The organism is Gudongella sp. DL1XJH-153, assembly GCF_049310905.1.
Classification (GTDB): domain Bacteria; phylum Bacillota; class Clostridia; order Tissierellales; family Tissierellaceae; genus Gudongella.
Genome location: NZ_JBMEMN010000009.1, coordinates 1 through 20,340, shown reverse-complemented (window position 1 = coordinate 20,340; position 20,340 = coordinate 1). Strand labels below are relative to the sequence as shown.

Here is a 20,340-nt window from a genome sequence, read left to right as displayed (position 1 = left end):
ACCGGTTAATAAATACTCTATTCCAAATATATACCAAAAACCGGCACTGATGAAACTTATTTCATCGGTACCGGTCAATATTGAGTCAATCTACTATCTACATTCTGGTTGATGCATCCTGAGCCAAGATGGATCTCAAGCATTCATCAGTCCTCATTGTTATCTGGAAGCAAAGATGACTTCCCTTCATCTTCTCGGATGCGTAGCTTAGACCATTTGTCCTTTCATCAAGAAGTGGATGGTCAATCTGTTGGGGATCTCCAAGAAGTACGACTTTTGTTCCTCTTCCTACCCTTGTGACTATTCCCTTTACCTGTTTAGGAGTAAGGTTCTGTGCTTCATCAATTATCAGGAAAGTATTTGTTATTGATCTACCTCTAATGAAGTTCATCGCCTCTGCCACAATTACTCCCCTGTAGAAAAGTTCGTCTATCTTATCCTTTAGTTGTTTTTCATTTTTATATCTTTCATTTTCATTTCTGTCTACAAGTATTTCCAGATTATCAATTATTGGTCTTAAGTAAGGTGCAATCTTTTCCTGTTCTGTTCCAGGAAGAAAACCAATATCCTCGTCGAACTGGACATTTGGTCTTGTGATAAGAATCTTTCTGTATCTTCTGCTTGCAGGTTCATATGTATGCTGCAATCCAACTGCAAGCGAATAGAATGTCTTTGCAGTACCTGCTGTTCCCTTTACTATTACAAGCGGAGCCGTTTCCGGATCCTGCATCAGTGCCTCCTGAAGAAATCTCTGCCCTACATTTCTTGGCTTCACTCCAAATGGTTCTTCGTTTATACTCCATAATGGAACTATCTTGTTTCCGTCAAATCTTCCAAGAAGTGTGCTTTTTTCATTTGTTTCCGAATGAAGAATAAAGAACTGGTTTGGAACCGGGTCAACATTGACTCTATCCAGACCATCCATTACAAATGCATTCTCAGGACTTAATCCCTTCTTCTTAAATTCGCCCATGGCTTTGTCGCTTATATATGCATCCATTCTTCCAGTGTATTGTGCTTCAAAATTAGGTGATTGTTCAGTTGTGAAGTCCTCAGCAGGGACACCCATCATCTGAGCTTTCAGTCTTACGATAATATCCTTTGTTACAAGGATTACATTATCTCCCTTTTCCATCAGACCCTTGCAAACCTTAAGAATCCTGTTGTCACAGGTGTCTCCGTGGAACCCTTCCGGGATATCCACCGATGTGTAGTTTGTCTCTATCTTAAGCATCCCTCCTGTATCCAGCATAACTCCTTCATATAGACTGCCCTTTGTCCTTAAACTTTCAAGAAACCTTATGGCCTGTCTGCAGTTAGCTCCTCTTTCAGCATCGTCATTCTTGTGCTTGTCCAGCTCCTCAAGTACAGCAACCGGCAGAATAACTCTGTTGTCTTCAAAGGAATACAATGCAGCAGGTGTTTGGATGATAACATTTGTGTCAAGCACATAGGTTTTTTTCATGGGCCGACCTCCGTTTTATTTAGTTACCGTATTAAACTTCCTATTTCTATTATACTATATTTGTCATAAGTTTTAAATCAATAAATTGTATATTTGAGTAAAATTATTGTAAAAAACAACTATATGTTGTATGACACAAAAAAATAATAGAACCGATGCCTTTTAATTTTATTGCATCGGTTCCGGTTCTTTCTGCGTTATTTTAATATTTAAAAAAGCTTTTTACCTTCTCATAACTTTCCTGGGTTATATTTGATCTCCTTCCATCAAGACCTGCCTGGTAGAATATTTCACCCTGGTCAATATAGATGTAGTTTTCCTTGGTTTCTCCCTCTTCAAACAGATGATCCATCAGTATGTAGTATTCATCTAGTTCCCTTACATCAATGCCCTCCCAGGCAGCTGATCTTAGCATATGGTCCATAACAACTTCAGTTACCATATCCTCCGAGCAACTGTCAGCAATCTCAACCGTTCTTTCCACCTGACCATCTACAACCTTTTGCAGGGTCATTTTTACGGACCTTTGAAATTCCCCTTCCTCCTCAACAACAACAATCTCTGTGGGACCCTCAGCACCGCCAATTATTGCACTGTCATAGGACTCGGACAACACAACATTCTCCCTTGTTTCATCCCACATTATATATAGTTGAAAATTTCTCCCGGAGGAGAAGTTTGTTTCAAATCCATACTCAACCAATGCCCTATCCTCAGTATCAAACAGTTTTACATTAAAGAGGAGATATTTCTCACTGGGCATTCTGAAGGAAAATGTTTCCCCAAGACCCATTGCGGTTTCATCTGCGTTGATAGCTCCACCTGAACCACCCTCCCAGGAGACCTCCACGTAACCGATCTTGTCCTCAACATCCCAGTTGGTTATCCTAAGGTTGGATACTCCGTAGGTCATAAGTTCCTGCAAGCCCTCTGCCTTCGGTATGAACACATCAACCTTCCATTCCTCTTGAACCTTCTCCATCACAAGTTCTCCTGCAACGGGTATGTTTTCAGTTTCCCCATCCTCCAGCTGGATTTGAACATCCACAGCATAGGAGTAGTACATCCTGCCATCCTGATAGTCCTGTTCACCGGAAAGGGTAACAGATTGTGCCGCCATCTTATTGTAGGTCCTCTTCACAAACATTTCAACACCAGGAATGAATCTATTTGCCAAGGCATCCTGGTACCCTCTTTCCGTCATCCAGGGGCTATACTTTTCCTCCACCATTTTCCCATACTCCTCAAAGGATTCCATAGCTTCCATTTTAGGATCGTAGGGTAAGGCAACCTCCTCATAGAAGAAGTTAGCCAATTCCGATTCCTGGACGGTGTAATATTGATTTAGGAATGCTTCCGCCTTTTCCATTGGTCCCTCTAGCTCAGTGCTGCAACCGGTCAATGTCATTATCCCAAATACAAGCAAGAATAATAATAATATCTTGTTCAATCTAAATTTCATCTGGACCTCTCCTATCTGTACCTAGCGATAAACATGGAATCAATTTAACAACTCCACTATCCCCTTGTATGATTCACCTGATATCTCCGAAGCAGCTCCATCACCACGTTGGAGTATATATTTGTCATTCTCCATGAAAATACCGTAATATCTAGGCTCTCCACTAAGTGTACTGTACTCATCTATGCGATAATATTCTTCCAGCTCATTCAAATCGACTTCTTCCACAGTTTTGTATCTTAAAGAATGATCAGCCAGCGCTCTGATTATTGCGCTTCTGCTATCATTGTCATCCGCTTCCGTCTTTAGGATTGGTCGCCCTCCCAAAAGCTTGCTGACTTCATATTCCACAAGCTGCCTGTCAGGTAAGTAATCCATCTCCCTAAGCTCATCTGTAATACCAGTAAGAACAGAGGCATGAGTTATTTCCAGCTGATCTTTTTCATTCTCTTGAACTACAAGGTCAACATTCTTCCCATCAGAAAAATCCCCATCAAACTGGTTTGTGACTGTAAGCCCATCCTCAAGGACCACTTCAACAGAAAAAATTTGCTCTCTGTTTGATGGCATTTGTATTTGAATGACCCTTTCATCTCCCATCAGGTGCAAGGTCTGATCAATCCCATTAAATGTAACCTTAGCCTCTTCCATGGATTCATGGCTTCTATTAGCAATTCTTATATAGGACCTTCCGTAGGTTGTCATTACCTCTATATTCTCAAAGTCAGGATTAAAGCCTGTTACAAACCAACTTCCACTCTGGTCTCCGACAGTGATCTCACCGTTGAATCTAACTGTATGGATGGAATCCTCCCCAAGTTTCAACCTTGTATTTGCCTGGTACTTGAATGTCTTTTCCATATCCTCATCAGATACAGGTGATAACATAACTTGGTTTGTATCTATTTCCTCCAGAAATCCATTTCCTGCAATTCCTTCCTTTGATATTAGACCCTCATCAGCTGCATCTTTAAAAGTATCTTTATCCATTAGGCTGCTTAGCTTATCCAGCTTGTCAGAACCATCAACCCTTCCTCCTATGCTACCCGTATAGTAGTCAAATATAAAATGTGATGCCACGTTTGAGTCCGTTGGTTCTTCTGATAACCTAAACCCCATAAGGTAGCTTCCCAATATAATTAGTATTACCACTAGGATAAAACTGAATATTTTTTTTGATATCTTGTTGGTCATGTTTTCACCCCTCCATGACATAATAATAACATGCATACACTAAAAAAGGAACCTGATTCCCATCAGATTCCCATATATTAATGACTCTCTGTATTTGCGTCAAACCTTTTAAGCTTCGAAAGCTCAGAATACTGCCATTCATTGGGACAGGTGATTCCGTAGATTACCTGAGAATGACCAATTGCATAGCCTATTATGCTTCCAATTGTGGCAGGTACTCCAAGTCTAAGTCCGACCATCTCCATAAGCATTACTGCAGCTGCCACCGGAACATTGGCAATACTGGCAAGGCTGGCTGCCATCCCAGTAATTACAAGAGAGGAGCCCAAAGCCAAATCTCCTCCACCTGAAATTACACTTGTCACTAGATTTCCTGAAATGGCTCCAATGAACAATGCTGGAATAACAAGACCTGCACTTCCTCCAGAGCCTATTGTAAATGACGCTGCAAGTATCTTTGCCAAAAGCAGCAATATAAGATATGTTATTGGAAAGTTTATATCAATTAGACTCTGAATCATTTCATTACCAAGACCTGATACTTCCGGAAAGAAAATAATTACCACACCAGTCAGGGCACCGCCTATTACTGGGTGAAAAGTCTTAAGTGGCATTACATCAAAAGTGTTCTTGATTTTTGTAAATATCTTCATAAAGACAATAGATACTATTCCTGCTAGAATCGCAGTTATTATGAACCATGGAATATTGTAAACATCCGGTATATAATCGGGCATCTCAAACAAGGGCGTTGATTTTGAAATCATGCTGTAGACAATAAAGCCCATCGTTGAAGACAGCATCGCTGGAAAAAGGTCTCCGTAGTGCAGGGATGAATGGTAAAGTATCTCCACAACAAAAATTCCACCCCCAAGAGGTGACCTGAAAATGGCACCGATTGCTCCCGCAGCACCGCATATTGTAAGGATTCTCTTATCATGAGCATCAAAGAACTTTGATAGAAAAGGAATTTTTGAAATTATTTCAGCAATTCCTCCACCCATCACAAGCATCGGTCCCTCAACCCCACCACTTCCCTTGAAGCCAAGGGTAACTGATGTTGCCAAAAGCTTACTGAATAGGTTCTTGCATTTCATGTAGTCTTCCTTTTGGTTTACCTCACATATGTAGTGGTCTGTTCCAAATCCTGCAGCCATCTTATCCCATTTGTATATAAATATAAGGATCATCCCTCCAATTGCTGGTGCCAGATAGACGGGGAAAATATCTCCGTATTCTGATACAAATCCTATTGATTTCTTAAGGATGGATGCAAAAATTCCTCCTCCTATTCCAACCAGTGTGGCTACAAATAGCCACTTTATCATATACTTTCCTACGTAATCCTGTATCTTTCCCATGATCATCTCCCTGTGTATAAGTATTTTTACTTTTAGACATATTTGTCTATTTTATTTTTAAACTGTCCTTAATGCAACAATTGTTAAGAAAAGTCTATAGTTAACTTTTGGACAAAGCAATACCACTCCGTAATTTCTTCGAAGTGGTATTATGACTTACTTGACTGGTGCCGGTGCCTTCACAACAATAAGCTCCAGTGTCTCTTCATCTCTGTTCTTTACATTCATCTTAATATCCACTGGAATCTTCAATATGCTTCCCTTTGGATACCTGTGTACCTCCTGGTCACCGAGTGCTATCGAAAGTGTTCCCCTTAGTACTGTCATGTATACGTTTGAGTTTGAAAAATGCTCTGGTAGTCCTTCATCCTTGTTAAACACCATATGAATGTAGTTGATGTTGTCGTCGAATATAAGCTTTTCCACTGCAAAATCATCCGTCGTTGAATAATTGAATACCTGCTCTATCATCTCTATACCTCCAAAAGTTAATATTGTATGGTTATATCATAGCACCTAATCAGATATAGTTCCGTAACACTTGTTACAAAAGGAACCCTCCTAATCCATATTAATGTCTTTAACCTATGCTAGAATATATTCTTCAGTTCTGAGATGTCATCTATCAATGTATCCGCACCGGTAAGCTCCTCTTCTGTTCCAAATCCGTATTTGCAACCGATTGTAAAAATTCCACTGGCCTTGCCTGCATCCAGGTCTTTTTTCCTGTCACCGACCATTACCATGTCCCAGGGGTAATTATCTACTACTTTTTTCAATATGTCCTCCTTCTGCATGAAGCCATATTCTTCCGAGCAGATCATATTGTCAAAATATCTCTCCAGACTGAAAAGCTCCCTGTGGTTCTCCATGTATTCTTTCCTGCAGTTGCTTAAAAATACAAGGATGTATCCCTTGTTCTTAAGGTACTCCAGGGTATCAATGGCATTTTCGTACAATTCAGGGTATCCTCTCCTGATCAACTCATTCATCTCTCTGCCAATCAGGTCACTGCTAAAATCCCTTGATTCCTTGCTTAGATCAGGCATAAACTTTTCCCACATCTCTTTGGGATTGAAACCTATCCATTTTGATATTTCTTCATCTGACCAAGATTTTGGTTCAGCATGGCCTTTGTCAACAAGATTCTCGTAGGCCCTCTTAAAGGCAGGTGCATATATTGTCATGCTATTATGCAAAGTTCCGTCATAGTCGAGAAATATGGTCCTAACATTCTCCATTCTCAAAGGCATAGTATCCTCCTCTAGATCTGCTTCAACAGATTTGCCATTTCAATTGCCGTCATTGCGGCATCATAACCTTTGTTTCCAGCCTTTGTTCCTGCTCTTTCTATGGCCTGTTCAATTGTATCGGTGGTTAGAACGCCAAAAATGACCGGTACATTTGATTCAAGTGAAACATGAGCAACCCCTTTGGTAACCTCACTGGATACATAGTCAAAGTGTGGAGTGGAACCTCTTATGACCGCTCCAAGGGTAATTACCCCATCATATTTCTCTGAATTGCCCATTTTCTTTGCCGCCAAAGGAATCTCAAACGCCCCCGGAACCCATGCAACCTCAATGTCTTCTTCCTCAACACCGTGTCTTTTCAATGCATCGATTGCTCCTCCCAGGAGTTTTGATCCAATAAATTCATTGAACCTTCCAACAACTATTCCAAATTTCAAGCCTTCTCCAATAAGATTTCCCTCATAGATTTTCATTTACTTGTCCTCCTTGAATTTTAATATGTGACCCATCTTGTCTTTCTTTGTTTTAAGATAGTACTTGTTTCTTTCATTGTGATTCATCTCAATTTCCACCCTGTCCACTATCTCAATGCCATAACCTGAAAGTCCCCGTATTTTTTTTGGATTATTAGTCAGAAGCTTAACTTTTTTTATACCAAGGTCTGCAAGTATCTGTGCTCCAATTCCGTATTCCCTAAGGTCCTCGCTGAATCCTAGGGCTAGATTGGCTTCAACTGTATCCATTCCCTGATCCTGAAGAGAGTATGCCTTGATTTTATTAATCAGACCGATTCCTCTTCCTTCCTGACGCATATATAGAAGAACTCCCCTTCCCTCTTTTTCAATTTTCTTCATTGCATCTGCATATTGTTCTCCACAGTCACATCTTAAGGAACCAAATGCGTCTCCTGTGAGGCACTCTGAATGAACCCTTACAAGGACCGGTTCCCCATCTGTCACATCTCCTTTTACAAGGGCAACATGATGCTCTCCATTTAAGACATTCTCGTACCCTATCAATCTAAACTCACCGTATTTGGTGGGAAGTTCCGCCTCTGCCGCTCTTTTGATGAGAACTTCCTTGTGTCTTCTGTAAGAGATAAGATCTGCTATTGTGACAATCTTCAAGTCGTGTTCCTTGGCATACTCCATCAATTCAGGGACTCTGGCCATTGTTCCGTCATCACTCATTATTTCGCAAATAACTCCTGCAGGGTACAAACCAGCAAGTTTTGCAAAGTCAACCGCTGCTTCAGTGTGTCCTGCCCTTCTTAGTACCCCGCCTTCCTGATACCTCAATGGGAAAATATGACCAGGTCGCTTGAAGTCAATGGCTGTTGAATTTTTCTCCAGAACCTTCTTTATTGTCAATGCTCTTTCATACGCAGATATTCCAGTTGTAGTTTCCAAAGCGTCTATTGATACTGTAAAAGCAGTCTGATGTGAATCTGTATTTCTGTCTACCATATATGCTATGCTTAGCTCTTCGAGTCTTTCTCCTGTGACGGGCATGCAGATCAGTCCGCGACCGTACTTGGTCATGAAGTTTATTGCCTCTGGAGTAACCTTTTCTGCCCCCATCAGAAGGTCTCCCTCATTTTCTCTATCTTCGTCATCTACAACTACTATCATTTTCCCTTCTCTTATATCCTCTATTGCTTCTTCTATTGTATTGAAATTTGCCATATTATCTTCTCCTTTACACAAATCCATTTTTCTGCAGAAAAGCCATGTCTATTTTACTGCCAGTGTCTTCTGTCCTTCCATAAGACATAAGCTTCTCAATATATTTTCCTACAAGATCACACTCAAGATTGACCACATCACCAACCTTCTTGTAGAGAAGTGTTGTGTACTCCTTGGTGTGAGGAATGATGGATACCTTGAACACACTTTCATCCACATAAGCCACTGTTAGACTTATACCGTCAATGGCTATGGAACCCTTGGAGATGATATACTTAAGCAGCTCTCTTTCCGCTGAGACAGTTATCCAGACTGCATTGTCCTCCTTCTTCAGGTCAACAATTCTTCCGGTCCCGTCAATATGTCCGCTTACAATGTGACCTCCCAGCCTGTCGCTTGCCTTTAGAGCCCTTTCCAGATTTACCTCCATTCCAGGTGACAAGTGTCCAAGATTACTTCTTCTTATGGTTTCCGCCATCACATCCACAGTAAAATTACTCTTTGAAAAATCCGTAACCGTTAGACATACACCATTTGTTGAGATACTGTCTCCAAGCTTTACATCTTCCAGTACCTTTGTCGCATCAATGCTGATTCTTGCTGCCTTTTCACTTTTTGTTATGGCCTTTATCGTACCTATTTCCTCAATTATTCCTGTGAACAATTTCAATCACCTCCCTACGGGATAACCTGTTACCAGTATATCTTCACCAAACATTCGTATTTCAATATTCTCAAGGTTTATTGCATCCTTCATCAGGTTTATGCCCTTGCCTCCAAGAGGGGTTTTAGACTCATCTCCCCCTATGAGCTTGGGAGCGATAAAGAAAAGAACCTTATCTATCATCCCTTCCTCCAGGAATGAATATCCAATTGTGCTTCCACCTTCCACCAATATGCTGTCTATTCCCATTTCACCTAATCTTGACAATGTGAGAGGTATATCGACCCTTCCTTCCTTGACTGGAGACTTCATTATTTCCAATCCCTTGTCAGCAAGTGCTTCAAGCTTATCCTTAGGTGAAAGGTCCGTAGTGACAAGTATTGTCCTGACCTCTCCAGATGTCTCCACAATTTTTGAGTTTATGGGCAATTTTCCCTTTGAGTCAACTATAATTCGGATGGGATTTTTAGTCTCCTGCCCCTCAAGTCTAGTGGTTAGCATGGGGTCATCTGCAATTGCAGTACCTACTCCTACTAAAATTCCAGCTACCCTTTGCCTTAACCTGTGTACATGCTTCCTTGACTCTTCACCGCTCACCCATCTGGAATCTCCCGTTCGGGTTGAAATTTTGCCATCCAAGGTCATTGCAGACTTGAATATGCAAAATGGCTTTTTTGTGGTTATATATTTTATGAAGATTTCATTTTGTACTCTACATTTATCCTCGAGCAGTCCGGTGATGACCTCAATTCCATTTTTCTGAAGGATCTTAACTCCCCTGCCTGATACTAATGGGTTTGGGTCTTCCATACCGATTACTACTTTCTTGATGCCTCTTTTTATTATTGCATCCACACATGGAGGAGTCTTTCCATAATGGGAGCATGGTTCCAAGGTAACATACATTGTTGCCCCTTTAACATCTTCTCTTGCATTGTGGAATGCATTTACTTCTGCATGGGGTCCACCGTAGTATTGATGGTACCCTTCTCCAACTATCCTTCCATCTTTTACAATAACCGCTCCCACAAGAGGGTTTGGATTTGTAAAACCTGATCCCTTTTCTGCCAGTTCCAATGCATATTCCATATATTTCTCGTCCATAAGACCTCCTTGAACACAAAAATGCCCTGATTAAAAAATCAGGGCTTGTAGTATCCACAATATACTTTGAATAATTAACTATCTTCTTTCATCCAGACTTTACTGTCGGCTTCGGAATTTAACCGAATCAGCCTTACGGCTCGCGGGCTTTACCGCCGGTAGGGAATTTCGCCCTGCCCTGAAGATTTAATATTAAGTTCGAGAAAACTATATCATTAATATGGAAGCTTGTCAATTTACAATTCATCAAACAAAGGCACCTGTTGTCTCTTAATCCAAGAGTCTATTCATTGTGATGCTTTCAACCATCCTATTCTTAATGTGGAAGGTCATAACATTAACATAATCAAAGGGCTCGTATCTGTAGTCATCCTCCTGATCAGTAAGCTCTCCTCCTAGAAGTACTCCCTCAGGATATGATTCCCTGAGGACCTCATAGCTGTCTCCAACCTTGACCTTTCTTAATGCCTGATATCTTGAATCGGTTATTTCCACACTGAAAATAAAAGGCTCTACACTGTCCTTTGCCTCGATAGTCTTTATAACAAGACCCTCATATGAGTATTCTTTTTCTGTAAGTCCAATAAGCTGATCCATATTTCTTCCATCATCCTTGGAATAGGTATGGGTTTTAGTATCAGTTGCTACTCCAAATAGAAGCTCCATTTTATCCTCATCTACTATATCACCAAGGGTTATTGTATTACCCTCATGTATAAACGCCAGCTGCTTCATTAGTGCCTTTTCGCTGTTATCAATATTGCATAGCTCCTTGGCTTCCTCCGATGCCTCCTCAACAAATTCAGATGGAGCCTCATCTGGCTCCTCAACAGTCTCAACAGGTATCTCACTAGGCTCGGGTTTTTCCTCTACAGCAGTGCACCCGGGCAGCATTATCCCAATAGCCAATACTACAAATATCACTAATCCTATACTCTGTGGCTTTCTCATTACTCACACCTCGTTTTTTATTCTTGTATAGTATTTTGTTTAGCCAATTTTTACCCTCTATCCAAAATGTTAATCCCACAGGTGAATCTAGTCCTCGCACCCTAATCCGAAGGAAAGTCAAACTTATAACCTTTTCAGAATAATACTCAAAAATAAACTATTTGAGAAATTTTTATCAATTTTTATCGAAAACCTTGATTTATATTTACGTTGGTCTATAATAGAATCTGTAGGTAGCAAATTAGTGGCGATATTTTTTTGAAGATTTATGTTAATTATTTAACGCAATAAGAAGGGAGTGGATTTATTTGAACAAAGGAATGAATTTTGATCTTAGCCCAAAGCAGGCGATGATGCAAAAACTTTTCAGAGAATTTGCAGAAAAAGAGGTTGAACCAATAGCAGCTGATATTGACGAGGAGGAACGATTCCCAGAAGAAACCGTAAGAAAGATGAGCGAAATCGGAATGATGGGAATACCTTTTGAAAGCAAGTACGGTGGCTCTGATGGAGATAATCTATCATACATACTTGCTGTGGAGGAGTTGTCAAAGGTTTGTGGTACAACTGGAGTTATCCTTTCAGCTCATACCTCTTTGGCATGTAATCCCATATATACATATGGCACGGAAGAGCAAAAACAAAAGTATCTTATCCCTCTGGCCAGTGGAAAAAGACTTGGGGCATTCGGTCTTACTGAGCCTAATGCAGGTACGGACGCAGCCATGCAGCAGACTGTAGCTGTGGAAGAAGGAGATTTCTACAGAGTCAACGGTACAAAGATATTTATTACAAACGGTGGTTACGCACACACCTATGTAGTTTTGGCAATGACCGACAAATCCAAGGGAAATAAAGGCATTTCAGCTTTTATCATGGATACGGACATGGAAGGATTTTCAATCGGAAAAACTGAGCACAAGCTTGGAATCAAGGGAAGCTCAACAACTGAATTGATTTTTAAGGATGTAATGGTTCCAAAGGAAAATCTTCTTGGACCCAAGGGCAAGGGATTTATGATTGCAATGTCAACCCTCGATGGTGGAAGAATTGGTATAGCTGCACAAGCTCTTGGAATAGCACAGGGATCCCTGGACCAGGCAGTAAAATATACAAAAGAGAGAAAGCAGTTTGGAAAACCAATCTCCGCATTCCAGAACACCCAATTTACCATAGCCGATCTTCAAACAAAAATAGATGCAGCAAGACTTCTTGTATACAGGGCTGCATATACTAAGGATATGAACAGAAACTACAGCTCCGAGGCTGCAATGGCCAAGTTATTTGCATCAGAGGTTGCCATGGAAGTAACTACAAAATCAATCCAGCTTCACGGTGGCTATGGATATACAAGGGATTACCCTGTTGAGAGAATGTTCAGAGATGCCAAGATTACCGAAATCTACGAGGGTACATCTGAAGTTCAAAAAATGGTTATTGCAAGCAAAATCTTAAGATAATGGAGGTGTGTTATGAATATACTGGTATTGTTAAAACAAGTTCCGGACACTACGGAAATGAAAATAGACAAGGAAAAGGGTACCCTTATTAGAGAAGGCGTTCCTACAATAACAAATCCCGATGACCTTGCGGGTATGGAAGTTGCGCTTCAGCTGAAGGACAAATACGGAGCAAATGTAACTGCAATTACTATGGGACCACCACAGGCTGAGAACATGCTTAGGGAGCTCTATGCAATGGGGGCTGATGAAGCTGTTCTCTTAAGCGACAGAAAATTTTCTGGTGCAGATACATGGGCTACATCAAATACTCTTGCTGCATACATCAAGACAGTGGATTATGACCTGATAATTGCAGGAAGACAGGCAATTGACGGAGATACAGCTCAGGTTGGTCCACAGACTGCTGAAAAGCTTGGTCTACCACAGATATCATATGTTGATGAAGTAATGGAGTTTTCCAAGGATAAAATCGTTGTCAAGAAAGCACTTGAAAACAACTATGAGGTACTTGAGTGCTCATTACCTTGTGTAATAACTACGTTAAGTACAATTGCAAAGCCGAGATATATGCATGTAAGAGGAATCTCCCATGCTTTTGAAAAGGACGTACCTGTAAAGGGATTTGATGATCTGGATATTGATCCAGCAATAATAGGGCTTAAGGGTTCGCCCACAAAGGTTAAAAAGACCTTTACAAGGGAAGTTCACTCTAATTCGGACATATTAACTCTGGATGGCAAGGCTTCTGCAAGAAAGGTCGCTGAAATACTTATGGATATGAACTTTATTGGGAAATAAGGAGGGATTGAATATGAATATAGCTGAATACAAAGATATATATGTCTTCTGTGAAGAGCGGGAAAACAAGATACACGATTCATCCCTCGAACTTCTCGGAGAGGCAGTAAGACTTGTAAATGACAGGCCTTCACTTAATTACAAAGTGGTTGGTGTAGTAATCGGAAATCATTCAGATGAGCTGGCTGAGATCGCTGGATACTACGGTGCAGACAAGATAATCTTTCTGCATAACGAAAAATTAAAACACTACAGCACAGAAATATATACTGAACTTTTCATGGATATAATAAGAAATGACAAACCGGATATAATCCTTATACCTGCAACAGTACTGGGAAGGGACCTTGCACCAAGGATTGCAGCAAGGTGTGACACAGGACTAACTGCGGATGCTACAAAACTAGATTTTGATCCTGAAAACGAAGAATCTCCACTTCTATATGTTACAAGACCTGCATTTGGAGGAAACCTTTTTGGAACAATAATCAATGAAACCAAAAGACCCCAGATGACCACAATCAGACCAGGGGTAATGGAACCAATACACAAGGATACTTCCAGAAAGTTCGAAATGGACAAAAGAGAAGTGGATATCGATAAAATAGAAGATAAGGTTAAGCTGATCGAAGTCCTTAAAAAGGACAATATGGCTGTAGATATCACCAAGGCTGATATTATCCTTTCAGGTGGTAGAGGAGTCGGTGATAACTTCCACGTACTTGAAGAATGTGCAAAGATGATTGGAGCTGAGGTTGGTGCTTCAAGGGGAGCTGTAGACAAAGGATTTATCGGCAAGGACCATCAGGTAGGTCAAACTGGCAAAACCGTTAGGCCAAAGGTATATATAGCCTGTGGGATATCAGGAGCAGTTCAACACCTTGCAGGAATGGAGAAATCCGACTTCATCATCGCCATAAACAAGGATCCAGGTGCAGCAATTTTCAGTGTTGCAAATATCGGACTTGTGGGAGATGCTCTGGAAATACTTCCACTCCTTACAGAAGAAATTAGAATCTATAGAGAAAGACCATACTAAACTTCAGAGAAAGTATATAGCAAGGCGAGAGATATCACATCTCTCGCCTTGTTATATACTAATCAATTATTGTTTTAGGCTCTTCTCTATGATAGGATTATCACTAAGTGCAACAATAATGAAAGGAGTCTGATTATGACTAAAAAATTTAGTAAGTTGATAATAATCTTGTCTTTTGTGCTTATACTTGCCGCCTGTTCAGGTGGAAATGAGGGTGGAAATTCTGAATTTGAACTGGGTGATCCAATTGCCTCAGTAAACGGTGTCACACTGCACGAAGGGCCCTATGAAAGAGCTGTGGAAAGAATACTCCTAGGCTATCAACAGCAAGGGATAACACTGGATGGTGAAAATGGAGAAACAGTTAAGGAACGAGTCCATAAACAAATCCTTGACCAGATGATTCAGATTGAAGTATTGACCCAAGAAGCCCAAAACCTTGGATTTACTCCAACCGACTCGGAAGTTCAGGCTGAGCTAGACTCTTTCAAGGGACAGTACGGCTCAGATGAAGAATATAATAATGCTCTTTCTGAGAATCTTTTTACAGAGGAAGAATTCAGAAAGATTATCTTTGAGGATATCAGCGTTAAGACACTTTTTGACGAGGTTGTAGCAGATGTTTCAGTCACTGAAGAAGAAGTAGAGGATTATTACCTGGAGATCGTTCAAGAGGCTCAGCAGCAATTGGATGCTCTTAGAGCTGATGGCCAGGAGTTGACTCAGGAACAGATCGCAATGATGGCACCTCCCTTTTTCGAAGAAGTCCAGGAAGATATTTATAATCAATTGATGCAGCAAAAAACTCAGGAAAAGCAGATGGAATACGTGAATAAACTCATGGAAGACAGCGAAATAGAAATGCTGATCGAAGAATAAGCAAAGCTGAGTCTAGATGCAAAAGTGCCCAGGGGGTCGATCCCCATGGGCACTTTTCAATTGAATTTACGCTTTCTTTCGCCAATCCTCGCATCGACAAAATACGTTTAATGATTATCTTTAGAACTATCTTCATATTCCATATAATAAAACTCTGCATTCTTTGTAGTAAGTGTATCCCTGAGATATTTATCTTTGATTTCAAAGCCAATATTTTCATAACACCTAATTGCTCTTCTGTTAAAACTCCTTACTTCCAATGCTATGGATCTGCCTGGGAACCTATTTTCGCTCTCCTCTATCAATAACTTCATTATATCTGCCCCTAGTCCTTTTCCACACAATGAAGGTTTTAATCCAATTCCTAGAAGTACAATTCCATTTTTAATTGTTATTACCCCATAAGCCACTAATTGATTGTCCTGAGTAACTGATAGAAAACTAGCTTCTCTTTCTTCCTTTACAGCTAACTCCCAATTATTCTCTACTACTCTATCCCAATCAGATAGATTGTATACAGCGTACTCTCCTTCGTACTCCCAAGTGCATATCTCTTTGGCATTTTCTTCATTCATTACTGATAACTTATAACTGTACATATTTCCCCCCATAATTTCCTAACTGTAACAATCACCTGTGAACTATGAAACTAGTTAAATCTATGTATCTATCTAATCTTGTCTGCTTCCCAAAATTAGCTTTTCCATTTCACACCTCCTTGCTGATTCTGATTACATATCATTTAAAGAATTATAAAAATTTGCCAGGAATTCTTCATCGAATTCACTACCCCAAACCTTATATAATGAATAGTTATCCCTCTTATCCATAATAGATATGTACTCATCCCCTCTAATTGTAGCTCTTAACAGTTGTTCATCTTTAGTGTCCTTAATAGTTATGCTATAACTTTTTAAATCATCAAGCTTGTCATAGCTTTTATTTGATCTCCTATATTTGTAAGAATTGAGGAATTCCATAATCTCTTCTGAGTGGTGCTGATTCTGAGATTCCATTCTCTCGCCACTTTCTTCGAATGTATTTCTAAAGATTATACTGAGATTTACATTTTCATCCACAACTGGTTCTTCACCAATAATTGCAATTAGATTTCTTGGATAAAAAACTGTAATTGCTGCTATAAGTGTTATTAAAAATGCTAAAACTGATCTTTTTTTCATAAAACCTCCCTGACAACCTCCAAATTTCTATTCATATCAATTAAGCATCTCGTTATAGCTTAATTGAATATATCCGTGAACTATCTCCCCATGGATGATAACCTGTGCCAATATGTTCAAATCCATATTTTTCATAATACCCAACATGATCTGTGCACAGATATAGATTAGAAAATCCACCTTCCTTTGCATCTTCTTTAGCTTTATCCATAAGTAGAGAACCGTAGTGATTTCCCCTATATTCTCCCTCAATGTATATTGCACATATCCAAGGATATAAGTCCATTCGACTTATGAAATCATTTGTAATAAGGCCGGCACAACCAATTATTGTATCATCCTCCATCAAAAGGTACCACTGGGGTAGTGGATTGGTCGCATCAATACAGTGTTCAATACTGTCTTCGTATACTTTCATGCTACTGGATGATGATGCCCATATCTTCTGAAAGTACTCAATTGCCTTCCTTGTGTAATCCGGGTTTTCCCTTACGGAAATAATTCTCATGGTCTTCCCACCTTTAAAATATCTTGTAATTTATACTCTAAATCTTCTATTCTGTTATAGAAAATGGTCTTTCTTGATATACCCTCCATTGTTTCGGATATATCCGAGCCTTGCTTGGCTATTGTAATTACAGGTATATCCTTTGCATAGGCATATCCCGCTTCAATTCCAAGTCCAACGCCCTTTTCAGACAGGTCGATTATCAACAGATCACATTCATCAATTTTCCCAAATGTCACCTTCATTAAATCATATGAATTAGCAAATTCGTTCGTTCCTCTGTAGTCATTTCCTACAATACTAACCGTTTCAAAGCCCTTTCTCTCAATAATCGCTTCCAAACTATCAACAATATCCTTGTTTCTACGGTCTTTATGGTATTTAACTGCTATATACGCCTTCATACTTCCAGGACCATTTTGATATGAGGAATTCCGTCTTCCATAAACTCTTCTGACACCTGCATAAATCCGGCTTTTTCATAGTATTCTTTTGCATAGGATTGAGCCTCTATAACAATCTTGTCCGCATTCATCCTCTCTTTTGCAACCTTAATGCCCTCCGAAAGGATCCTCTTTCCTAGTCCAATTCCTCTCTCCGTGGTCAAGACACGCCCAATTGATACCTCTTCATGGGATACACCTTTGTCAACCACTCTTAGGTAGGCCTTGATCCCTGTATCATCCTTCAGATACACATGGTAAGATTCTTGATCTCTACCATCCACCTCAGGATAAATGCAATTCTGTTCGACAATAAATACTGCAAATCTAACTTGCAGTATTTCGTATAATTCATCAATTGATAATTCTTCAAATCGCTTCACGATCAATTTCATCATTAACCTCCACCATACATAGCTATTAATTCTTGTCAACTTGTAGTTCTAAATCTGCTCTGCGGAAATCTGAATCATATGCAGGTAATTCGGATCAAGGCCTTTAATTCCAAGCTCATTGAGTGATTCCTCTGTAATCTCGTATTTTTTGCCATTACTTGCTTCTTCTCTTGCAGCCTTGACTATCTTTCCAATAACCTTACTGACTTCATCATCTGACATTCCTGGAAATATTTTGTCCTTGTAATCAAGATCATACCCGACTCCAACAATGCCAGAACTTTCCTCTCTCAGAATATAGTCATCCATCTTAGCCTCTTCCCATTCCACGCTATTGGGAGAGATATTTGAATATAGAGTCATGTTGTCCTGTTCATCAATGACTACCTTGAAATCAAAATTCATATCACTTGGCTGAAGGTATTCATCATACATCAGCTGATAATTCTCGTTTCCGCTTTCCTTGGCTTCTTTTATGTAGCCAGCTGTGTCAGGATCCCTATCATAGTTCTTGCTTACAATTGTGTAAAGAAACTCAGCTTCTACATTTCCATCAACCATTTCTTCGTGGTAGTCTGAAATTCTAAATTCCAGCAGTTCATAGTAAGGTGAAAAAGTTTTTATGCTTTCCTCTTTCAAATACTCCCTTATCATATTATATGCTGAATTATCTTCCTCTTCCTCTTCTTCTTGCTCTTCTTGCTCTTCTTGAGGATTTTCATCTCGTTCAAGCAGATCTACGGATATTGTCTCTATACCAAGGGGATACTTCTCCGCCACTGGTCCCTTATGAGTAACTCTTACCCGGTCTCCAACCATAAATTCAAAATTATCACTAACTGATAGGCTTACTTCCACCAGATCCCCGGATCTTCTGATATCCTCGCCTTCATCAGCGAGTACAATTGCTGTCAAGCCATTTATCTCAGTTATGGTTCCAACAAACTCCTCTTTAACTTCTTGGCTGCATCCCGAACCAACAATTCCCAGTATGACTGTAAATATCAATAACAACTTCCTTTTCATTTCAATTCACTCCTTAGTGATCAAATATTAGTGATTTAACAACAGCAAAGTACTCCCGTATATATGATTGCAATAAAATTGAAGGCGGAATTTTTGCAGGTAACCCATAGGCCTCCATCCCCTGCCTTTTAGCCAAGAATTTTGCCCTGAATATATGATGTTCATTGGTTATAACCAGAACTGTGACTGGTTCATCTGTTTCTTCCTCAATTAATTCCTTCGAGTATTTCATGTTCTCATATGTAGATGTAGCTCTGTCTTCAACTATGATTCTATTTTCATCAATTCCATTTTCAACAAGGTACTTTCTCATTGCTTGGGCTTCAGGTATTGTCTCATCCGTTCCCTGCCCACCTGTAACAACAACTTTTGTGCTCTCATTTTCAATAAGATAATCCTCAGCCGCCTTAAGCCTTTCTGCTAGCGCTGGTGATGGTACATCTCCATAGAGCCTTGCTCCAAGAACTATTACATAGTCAACCTGGGGTGCATCTGCTTCTCTTCCTTCTAAAAGAATGATACCTTCTATAAGTACAAAAGAAATAATAAATAATGAAGCTATCAAAATTAGTATTCTCTTATAATTATTTTTCATTATCCTCTCCATCATGAAATTATGACTTTATAGCTAACTATCTCAAACATAGATTGCTAATTTAAAAATATCGGTTTATCCTTTTCTAACTCCATTATACCGAAAATTCAATTTATTTGATTACAATTAAATTACAATTGTTGGCATTAACAAAGCTGTAGTCTAAAACAACACAATTTTCCATAGTATTGCATAAAACCATAAGTTGTGAGAAAATTAAGATGGAGGTGCATAATATGTTACCTATAAGCTGGAATTCAGAAATCTCAATATTCAATGACAAGACCATACTAAAGCAGCTGGGAATTTCCATTGGAATCCCCTTTGGTCTATTGCTTGTCTTCCTCATTATTATAAAGGCATGGTACGGAGTCCTTCTAGTGGCTGCGACCCTTATTCTTGGTTATATCTTCGTATACGTAGTCTATGGGGGCAAGTACTCTGTAAACTATGTTATCGATGAAAATGGCATCAGGATGGAATCAGATGATAAACATAAGAAGAAGGCGAATACTGTCGGAATTCTTACATTCCTTACAGGGATATTTTCAAAGAGTCCCACGGTGTCGGGAGCTGGACTCTTATCAACCTTCAATGATAGCAAAAATATTCCTTGGGATAAAGTCAAGGATATCCAATACAATAACAGCAGAAATCTAATAGTTGTAAAGGCTTCTTCTGCAGATAAGATTTATCTTTTCTGTCCCCCAGAGCTTTATGAAACAATCAGAGGTGCCTTAAGGGAATCTCTGGGGAAAAAATAAAAATCATCGCCACTAAAAAAATCAGGCAAATGCGAGGCCACTGAAAAAGTGAAAAAATATTTGGGAAAAGTCCTTAAGCAAAAAGGACTTTTCTTTTTTTTGTCGAATAA

At 39.6% G+C, this 20,340-nt stretch carries 23 protein-coding genes and 1 riboswitch; of the genes, 5 read left to right on the top strand and 18 right to left on the bottom strand.

What is annotated here, in order from left to right:
• Positions 1–97: 97 nt before the first annotated feature.
• The 11 genes from ACOEN1_RS05290 to ACOEN1_RS05240 form a co-directional block, all read right to left on the bottom strand.
• A complete protein-coding gene (locus tag ACOEN1_RS05290) occupies positions 98–1,465 on the bottom strand; it encodes a PhoH family protein (RefSeq protein ID WP_422485454.1) in 1,368 nt (455 codons plus the stop codon).
• Between the two features lie 202 nt (positions 1,466–1,667).
• The gene (locus tag ACOEN1_RS05285; protein ID WP_422485452.1) at positions 1,668–2,927 is read right to left on the bottom strand and encodes a hypothetical protein; all 1,260 of its coding nucleotides are present in this window, start codon (positions 2,925–2,927) and stop codon (positions 1,668–1,670) included.
• Positions 2,928–2,966: 39 nt separating this feature from the next.
• Positions 2,967–4,121: a hypothetical protein gene (locus ACOEN1_RS05280; protein WP_422485451.1), complete on the bottom strand. Its 1,155-nt coding sequence runs from the start codon at positions 4,119–4,121 to the stop codon at positions 2,967–2,969.
• Positions 4,122–4,198: 77 nt separating this feature from the next.
• Positions 4,199–5,482, bottom strand: coding sequence for a chloride channel protein (locus ACOEN1_RS05275; RefSeq protein WP_422485450.1), 1,284 nt, complete (start codon positions 5,480–5,482; stop codon positions 4,199–4,201).
• Positions 5,483–5,638: 156 nt separating this feature from the next.
• Complete coding sequence (locus tag ACOEN1_RS05270) at positions 5,639–5,953, bottom strand: cupin domain-containing protein (protein ID WP_422485449.1); 315 nt, start codon at positions 5,951–5,953, stop codon at positions 5,639–5,641.
• A gap of 119 nt (positions 5,954–6,072) precedes the next feature.
• The gene (locus ACOEN1_RS05265; protein ID WP_422485448.1) at positions 6,073–6,723 is read right to left on the bottom strand and encodes an HAD family hydrolase; all 651 of its coding nucleotides are present in this window, start codon (positions 6,721–6,723) and stop codon (positions 6,073–6,075) included.
• Positions 6,724–6,746: 23 nt separating this feature from the next.
• A complete protein-coding gene (gene ribE, locus ACOEN1_RS05260) occupies positions 6,747–7,208 on the bottom strand; it encodes a 6,7-dimethyl-8-ribityllumazine synthase (RefSeq protein ID WP_422485447.1) in 462 nt (153 codons plus the stop codon).
• Entirely contained in the window at positions 7,209–8,420 is a 1,212-nt protein-coding gene (locus ACOEN1_RS05255) for a bifunctional 3,4-dihydroxy-2-butanone-4-phosphate synthase/GTP cyclohydrolase II (RefSeq protein WP_422485446.1), read from the bottom strand.
• A gap of 13 nt (positions 8,421–8,433) precedes the next feature.
• Positions 8,434–9,084: a riboflavin synthase gene (locus tag ACOEN1_RS05250; RefSeq protein WP_422485444.1), complete on the bottom strand. Its 651-nt coding sequence runs from the start codon at positions 9,082–9,084 to the stop codon at positions 8,434–8,436.
• 6 nt (positions 9,085–9,090) lie between these two features.
• Positions 9,091–10,188, bottom strand: coding sequence for a bifunctional diaminohydroxyphosphoribosylaminopyrimidine deaminase/5-amino-6-(5-phosphoribosylamino)uracil reductase RibD (gene ribD, locus ACOEN1_RS05245; protein ID WP_422485443.1), 1,098 nt, complete (start codon positions 10,186–10,188; stop codon positions 9,091–9,093).
• Between the two features lie 76 nt (positions 10,189–10,264).
• Positions 10,265–10,378: riboswitch (FMN riboswitch) on the bottom strand.
• A gap of 80 nt (positions 10,379–10,458) precedes the next feature.
• Complete coding sequence (locus ACOEN1_RS05240; protein ID WP_422485442.1) at positions 10,459–11,139, bottom strand: hypothetical protein; 681 nt, start codon at positions 11,137–11,139, stop codon at positions 10,459–10,461.
• 320 nt (positions 11,140–11,459) lie between these two features.
• Between ACOEN1_RS05240 and ACOEN1_RS05235 the strand changes: the two genes are divergently transcribed.
• The 4 genes from ACOEN1_RS05235 (at position 11,460) to ACOEN1_RS05220 (ending at position 15,318) form a co-directional block, all read left to right on the top strand.
• On the top strand, positions 11,460–12,599 hold the full coding sequence (locus ACOEN1_RS05235; RefSeq protein WP_422485514.1) for an acyl-CoA dehydrogenase: 1,140 nt from the start codon (positions 11,460–11,462) through the stop codon (positions 12,597–12,599).
• A gap of 12 nt (positions 12,600–12,611) precedes the next feature.
• Entirely contained in the window at positions 12,612–13,400 is a 789-nt protein-coding gene (locus ACOEN1_RS05230) for an electron transfer flavoprotein subunit beta (protein WP_422485441.1), read from the top strand.
• 13 nt (positions 13,401–13,413) lie between these two features.
• Positions 13,414–14,439, top strand: coding sequence for an electron transfer flavoprotein subunit alpha/FixB family protein (locus ACOEN1_RS05225; RefSeq protein WP_422485440.1), 1,026 nt, complete (start codon positions 13,414–13,416; stop codon positions 14,437–14,439).
• 96 nt (positions 14,440–14,535) lie between these two features.
• A complete protein-coding gene (locus tag ACOEN1_RS05220; protein WP_422485513.1) occupies positions 14,536–15,318 on the top strand; it encodes a SurA N-terminal domain-containing protein in 783 nt (260 codons plus the stop codon).
• 107 nt (positions 15,319–15,425) lie between these two features.
• Here ACOEN1_RS05220 and ACOEN1_RS05215 read toward each other — a convergent pair whose 3' ends face one another.
• From ACOEN1_RS05215 to ACOEN1_RS05185, 7 genes are all read right to left on the bottom strand, one after another.
• Entirely contained in the window at positions 15,426–15,893 is a 468-nt protein-coding gene (locus tag ACOEN1_RS05215) for a GNAT family N-acetyltransferase (RefSeq protein WP_422485439.1), read from the bottom strand.
• Between the two features lie 156 nt (positions 15,894–16,049).
• Positions 16,050–16,499: a hypothetical protein gene (locus ACOEN1_RS05210; protein ID WP_422485438.1), complete on the bottom strand. Its 450-nt coding sequence runs from the start codon at positions 16,497–16,499 to the stop codon at positions 16,050–16,052.
• A gap of 52 nt (positions 16,500–16,551) precedes the next feature.
• The gene (locus ACOEN1_RS05205) at positions 16,552–17,007 is read right to left on the bottom strand and encodes a GNAT family N-acetyltransferase (protein WP_422485436.1); all 456 of its coding nucleotides are present in this window, start codon (positions 17,005–17,007) and stop codon (positions 16,552–16,554) included.
• Entirely contained in the window at positions 17,004–17,411 is a 408-nt protein-coding gene (locus ACOEN1_RS05200) for a nucleoside 2-deoxyribosyltransferase (RefSeq protein WP_422485434.1), read from the bottom strand. The genes ACOEN1_RS05205 and ACOEN1_RS05200 overlap by 4 nt, the downstream gene beginning before the upstream one ends.
• Positions 17,408–17,845 carry a GNAT family N-acetyltransferase gene (locus ACOEN1_RS05195; protein WP_422485433.1) on the bottom strand — a complete coding sequence of 146 codons (438 nt, stop codon included), beginning with the start codon at positions 17,843–17,845 and terminating at the stop codon, positions 17,408–17,410. Before ACOEN1_RS05195 ends, ACOEN1_RS05200 begins: the two co-directional genes overlap by 4 nt.
• 48 nt (positions 17,846–17,893) lie before the next feature.
• The gene (locus tag ACOEN1_RS05190) at positions 17,894–18,871 is read right to left on the bottom strand and encodes a hypothetical protein (protein ID WP_422485432.1); all 978 of its coding nucleotides are present in this window, start codon (positions 18,869–18,871) and stop codon (positions 17,894–17,896) included.
• A gap of 13 nt (positions 18,872–18,884) precedes the next feature.
• A complete protein-coding gene (locus ACOEN1_RS05185; RefSeq protein ID WP_422485431.1) occupies positions 18,885–19,466 on the bottom strand; it encodes a YdcF family protein in 582 nt (193 codons plus the stop codon).
• Between the two features lie 236 nt (positions 19,467–19,702).
• Between ACOEN1_RS05185 and ACOEN1_RS05180 the strand changes: the two genes are divergently transcribed.
• A complete protein-coding gene (locus ACOEN1_RS05180) occupies positions 19,703–20,230 on the top strand; it encodes a hypothetical protein (RefSeq protein WP_422485430.1) in 528 nt (175 codons plus the stop codon).
• Positions 20,231–20,340 lie beyond the last annotated feature (110 nt).

Bases quoted from the DNA above. Each gene is read 5' to 3' on its own strand.
- ACOEN1_RS05270 (WP_422485449.1), bottom strand. From the start codon at position 5,953: ATGATAGAGCAGGTATTCAATTATTCAACGACGGATGATTTTGCAGTG.
- ACOEN1_RS05210 (WP_422485438.1), bottom strand. From the start codon at position 16,499: ATGAAAAAAAGATCAGTTTTAGCATTTTTAATAACACTTATAGCAGCA.
- ACOEN1_RS05235 (WP_422485514.1), top strand. From the start codon at position 11,460: ATGAATTTTGATCTTAGCCCAAAGCAGGCGATGATGCAAAAACTTTTC.
- ACOEN1_RS05205 (WP_422485436.1), bottom strand. From the start codon at position 17,007: ATGAGAATTATTTCCGTAAGGGAAAACCCGGATTACACAAGGAAGGCA.
- ACOEN1_RS05180 (WP_422485430.1), top strand. From the start codon at position 19,703: ATGTTACCTATAAGCTGGAATTCAGAAATCTCAATATTCAATGACAAG.
- ACOEN1_RS05240 (WP_422485442.1), bottom strand. From the start codon at position 11,139: ATGAGAAAGCCACAGAGTATAGGATTAGTGATATTTGTAGTATTGGCT.
- ACOEN1_RS05280 (WP_422485451.1), bottom strand. From the start codon at position 4,121: ATGACCAACAAGATATCAAAAAAAATATTCAGTTTTATCCTAGTGGTA.
- ACOEN1_RS05265 (WP_422485448.1), bottom strand. From the start codon at position 6,723: ATGGAGAATGTTAGGACCATATTTCTCGACTATGACGGAACTTTGCAT.
- ACOEN1_RS05215 (WP_422485439.1), bottom strand. From the start codon at position 15,893: ATGAATGAAGAAAATGCCAAAGAGATATGCACTTGGGAGTACGAAGGA.
- ACOEN1_RS05230 (WP_422485441.1), top strand. From the start codon at position 12,612: ATGAATATACTGGTATTGTTAAAACAAGTTCCGGACACTACGGAAATG.
- ribE (WP_422485447.1), bottom strand. From the start codon at position 7,208: ATGAAAATCTATGAGGGAAATCTTATTGGAGAAGGCTTGAAATTTGGA.
- ACOEN1_RS05185 (WP_422485431.1), bottom strand. From the start codon at position 19,466: ATGAAAAATAATTATAAGAGAATACTAATTTTGATAGCTTCATTATTT.
- ACOEN1_RS05190 (WP_422485432.1), bottom strand. From the start codon at position 18,871: ATGAAAAGGAAGTTGTTATTGATATTTACAGTCATACTGGGAATTGTT.
- ACOEN1_RS05285 (WP_422485452.1), bottom strand. From the start codon at position 2,927: ATGAAATTTAGATTGAACAAGATATTATTATTATTCTTGCTTGTATTT.
- ACOEN1_RS05275 (WP_422485450.1), bottom strand. From the start codon at position 5,482: ATGGGAAAGATACAGGATTACGTAGGAAAGTATATGATAAAGTGGCTA.
- ACOEN1_RS05225 (WP_422485440.1), top strand. From the start codon at position 13,414: ATGAATATAGCTGAATACAAAGATATATATGTCTTCTGTGAAGAGCGG.
- ribD (WP_422485443.1), bottom strand. From the start codon at position 10,188: ATGGACGAGAAATATATGGAATATGCATTGGAACTGGCAGAAAAGGGA.
- ACOEN1_RS05290 (WP_422485454.1), bottom strand. From the start codon at position 1,465: ATGAAAAAAACCTATGTGCTTGACACAAATGTTATCATCCAAACACCT.
- ACOEN1_RS05195 (WP_422485433.1), bottom strand. From the start codon at position 17,845: ATGAAATTGATCGTGAAGCGATTTGAAGAATTATCAATTGATGAATTA.
- ACOEN1_RS05200 (WP_422485434.1), bottom strand. From the start codon at position 17,411: ATGAAGGCGTATATAGCAGTTAAATACCATAAAGACCGTAGAAACAAG.
- ACOEN1_RS05255 (WP_422485446.1), bottom strand. From the start codon at position 8,420: ATGGCAAATTTCAATACAATAGAAGAAGCAATAGAGGATATAAGAGAA.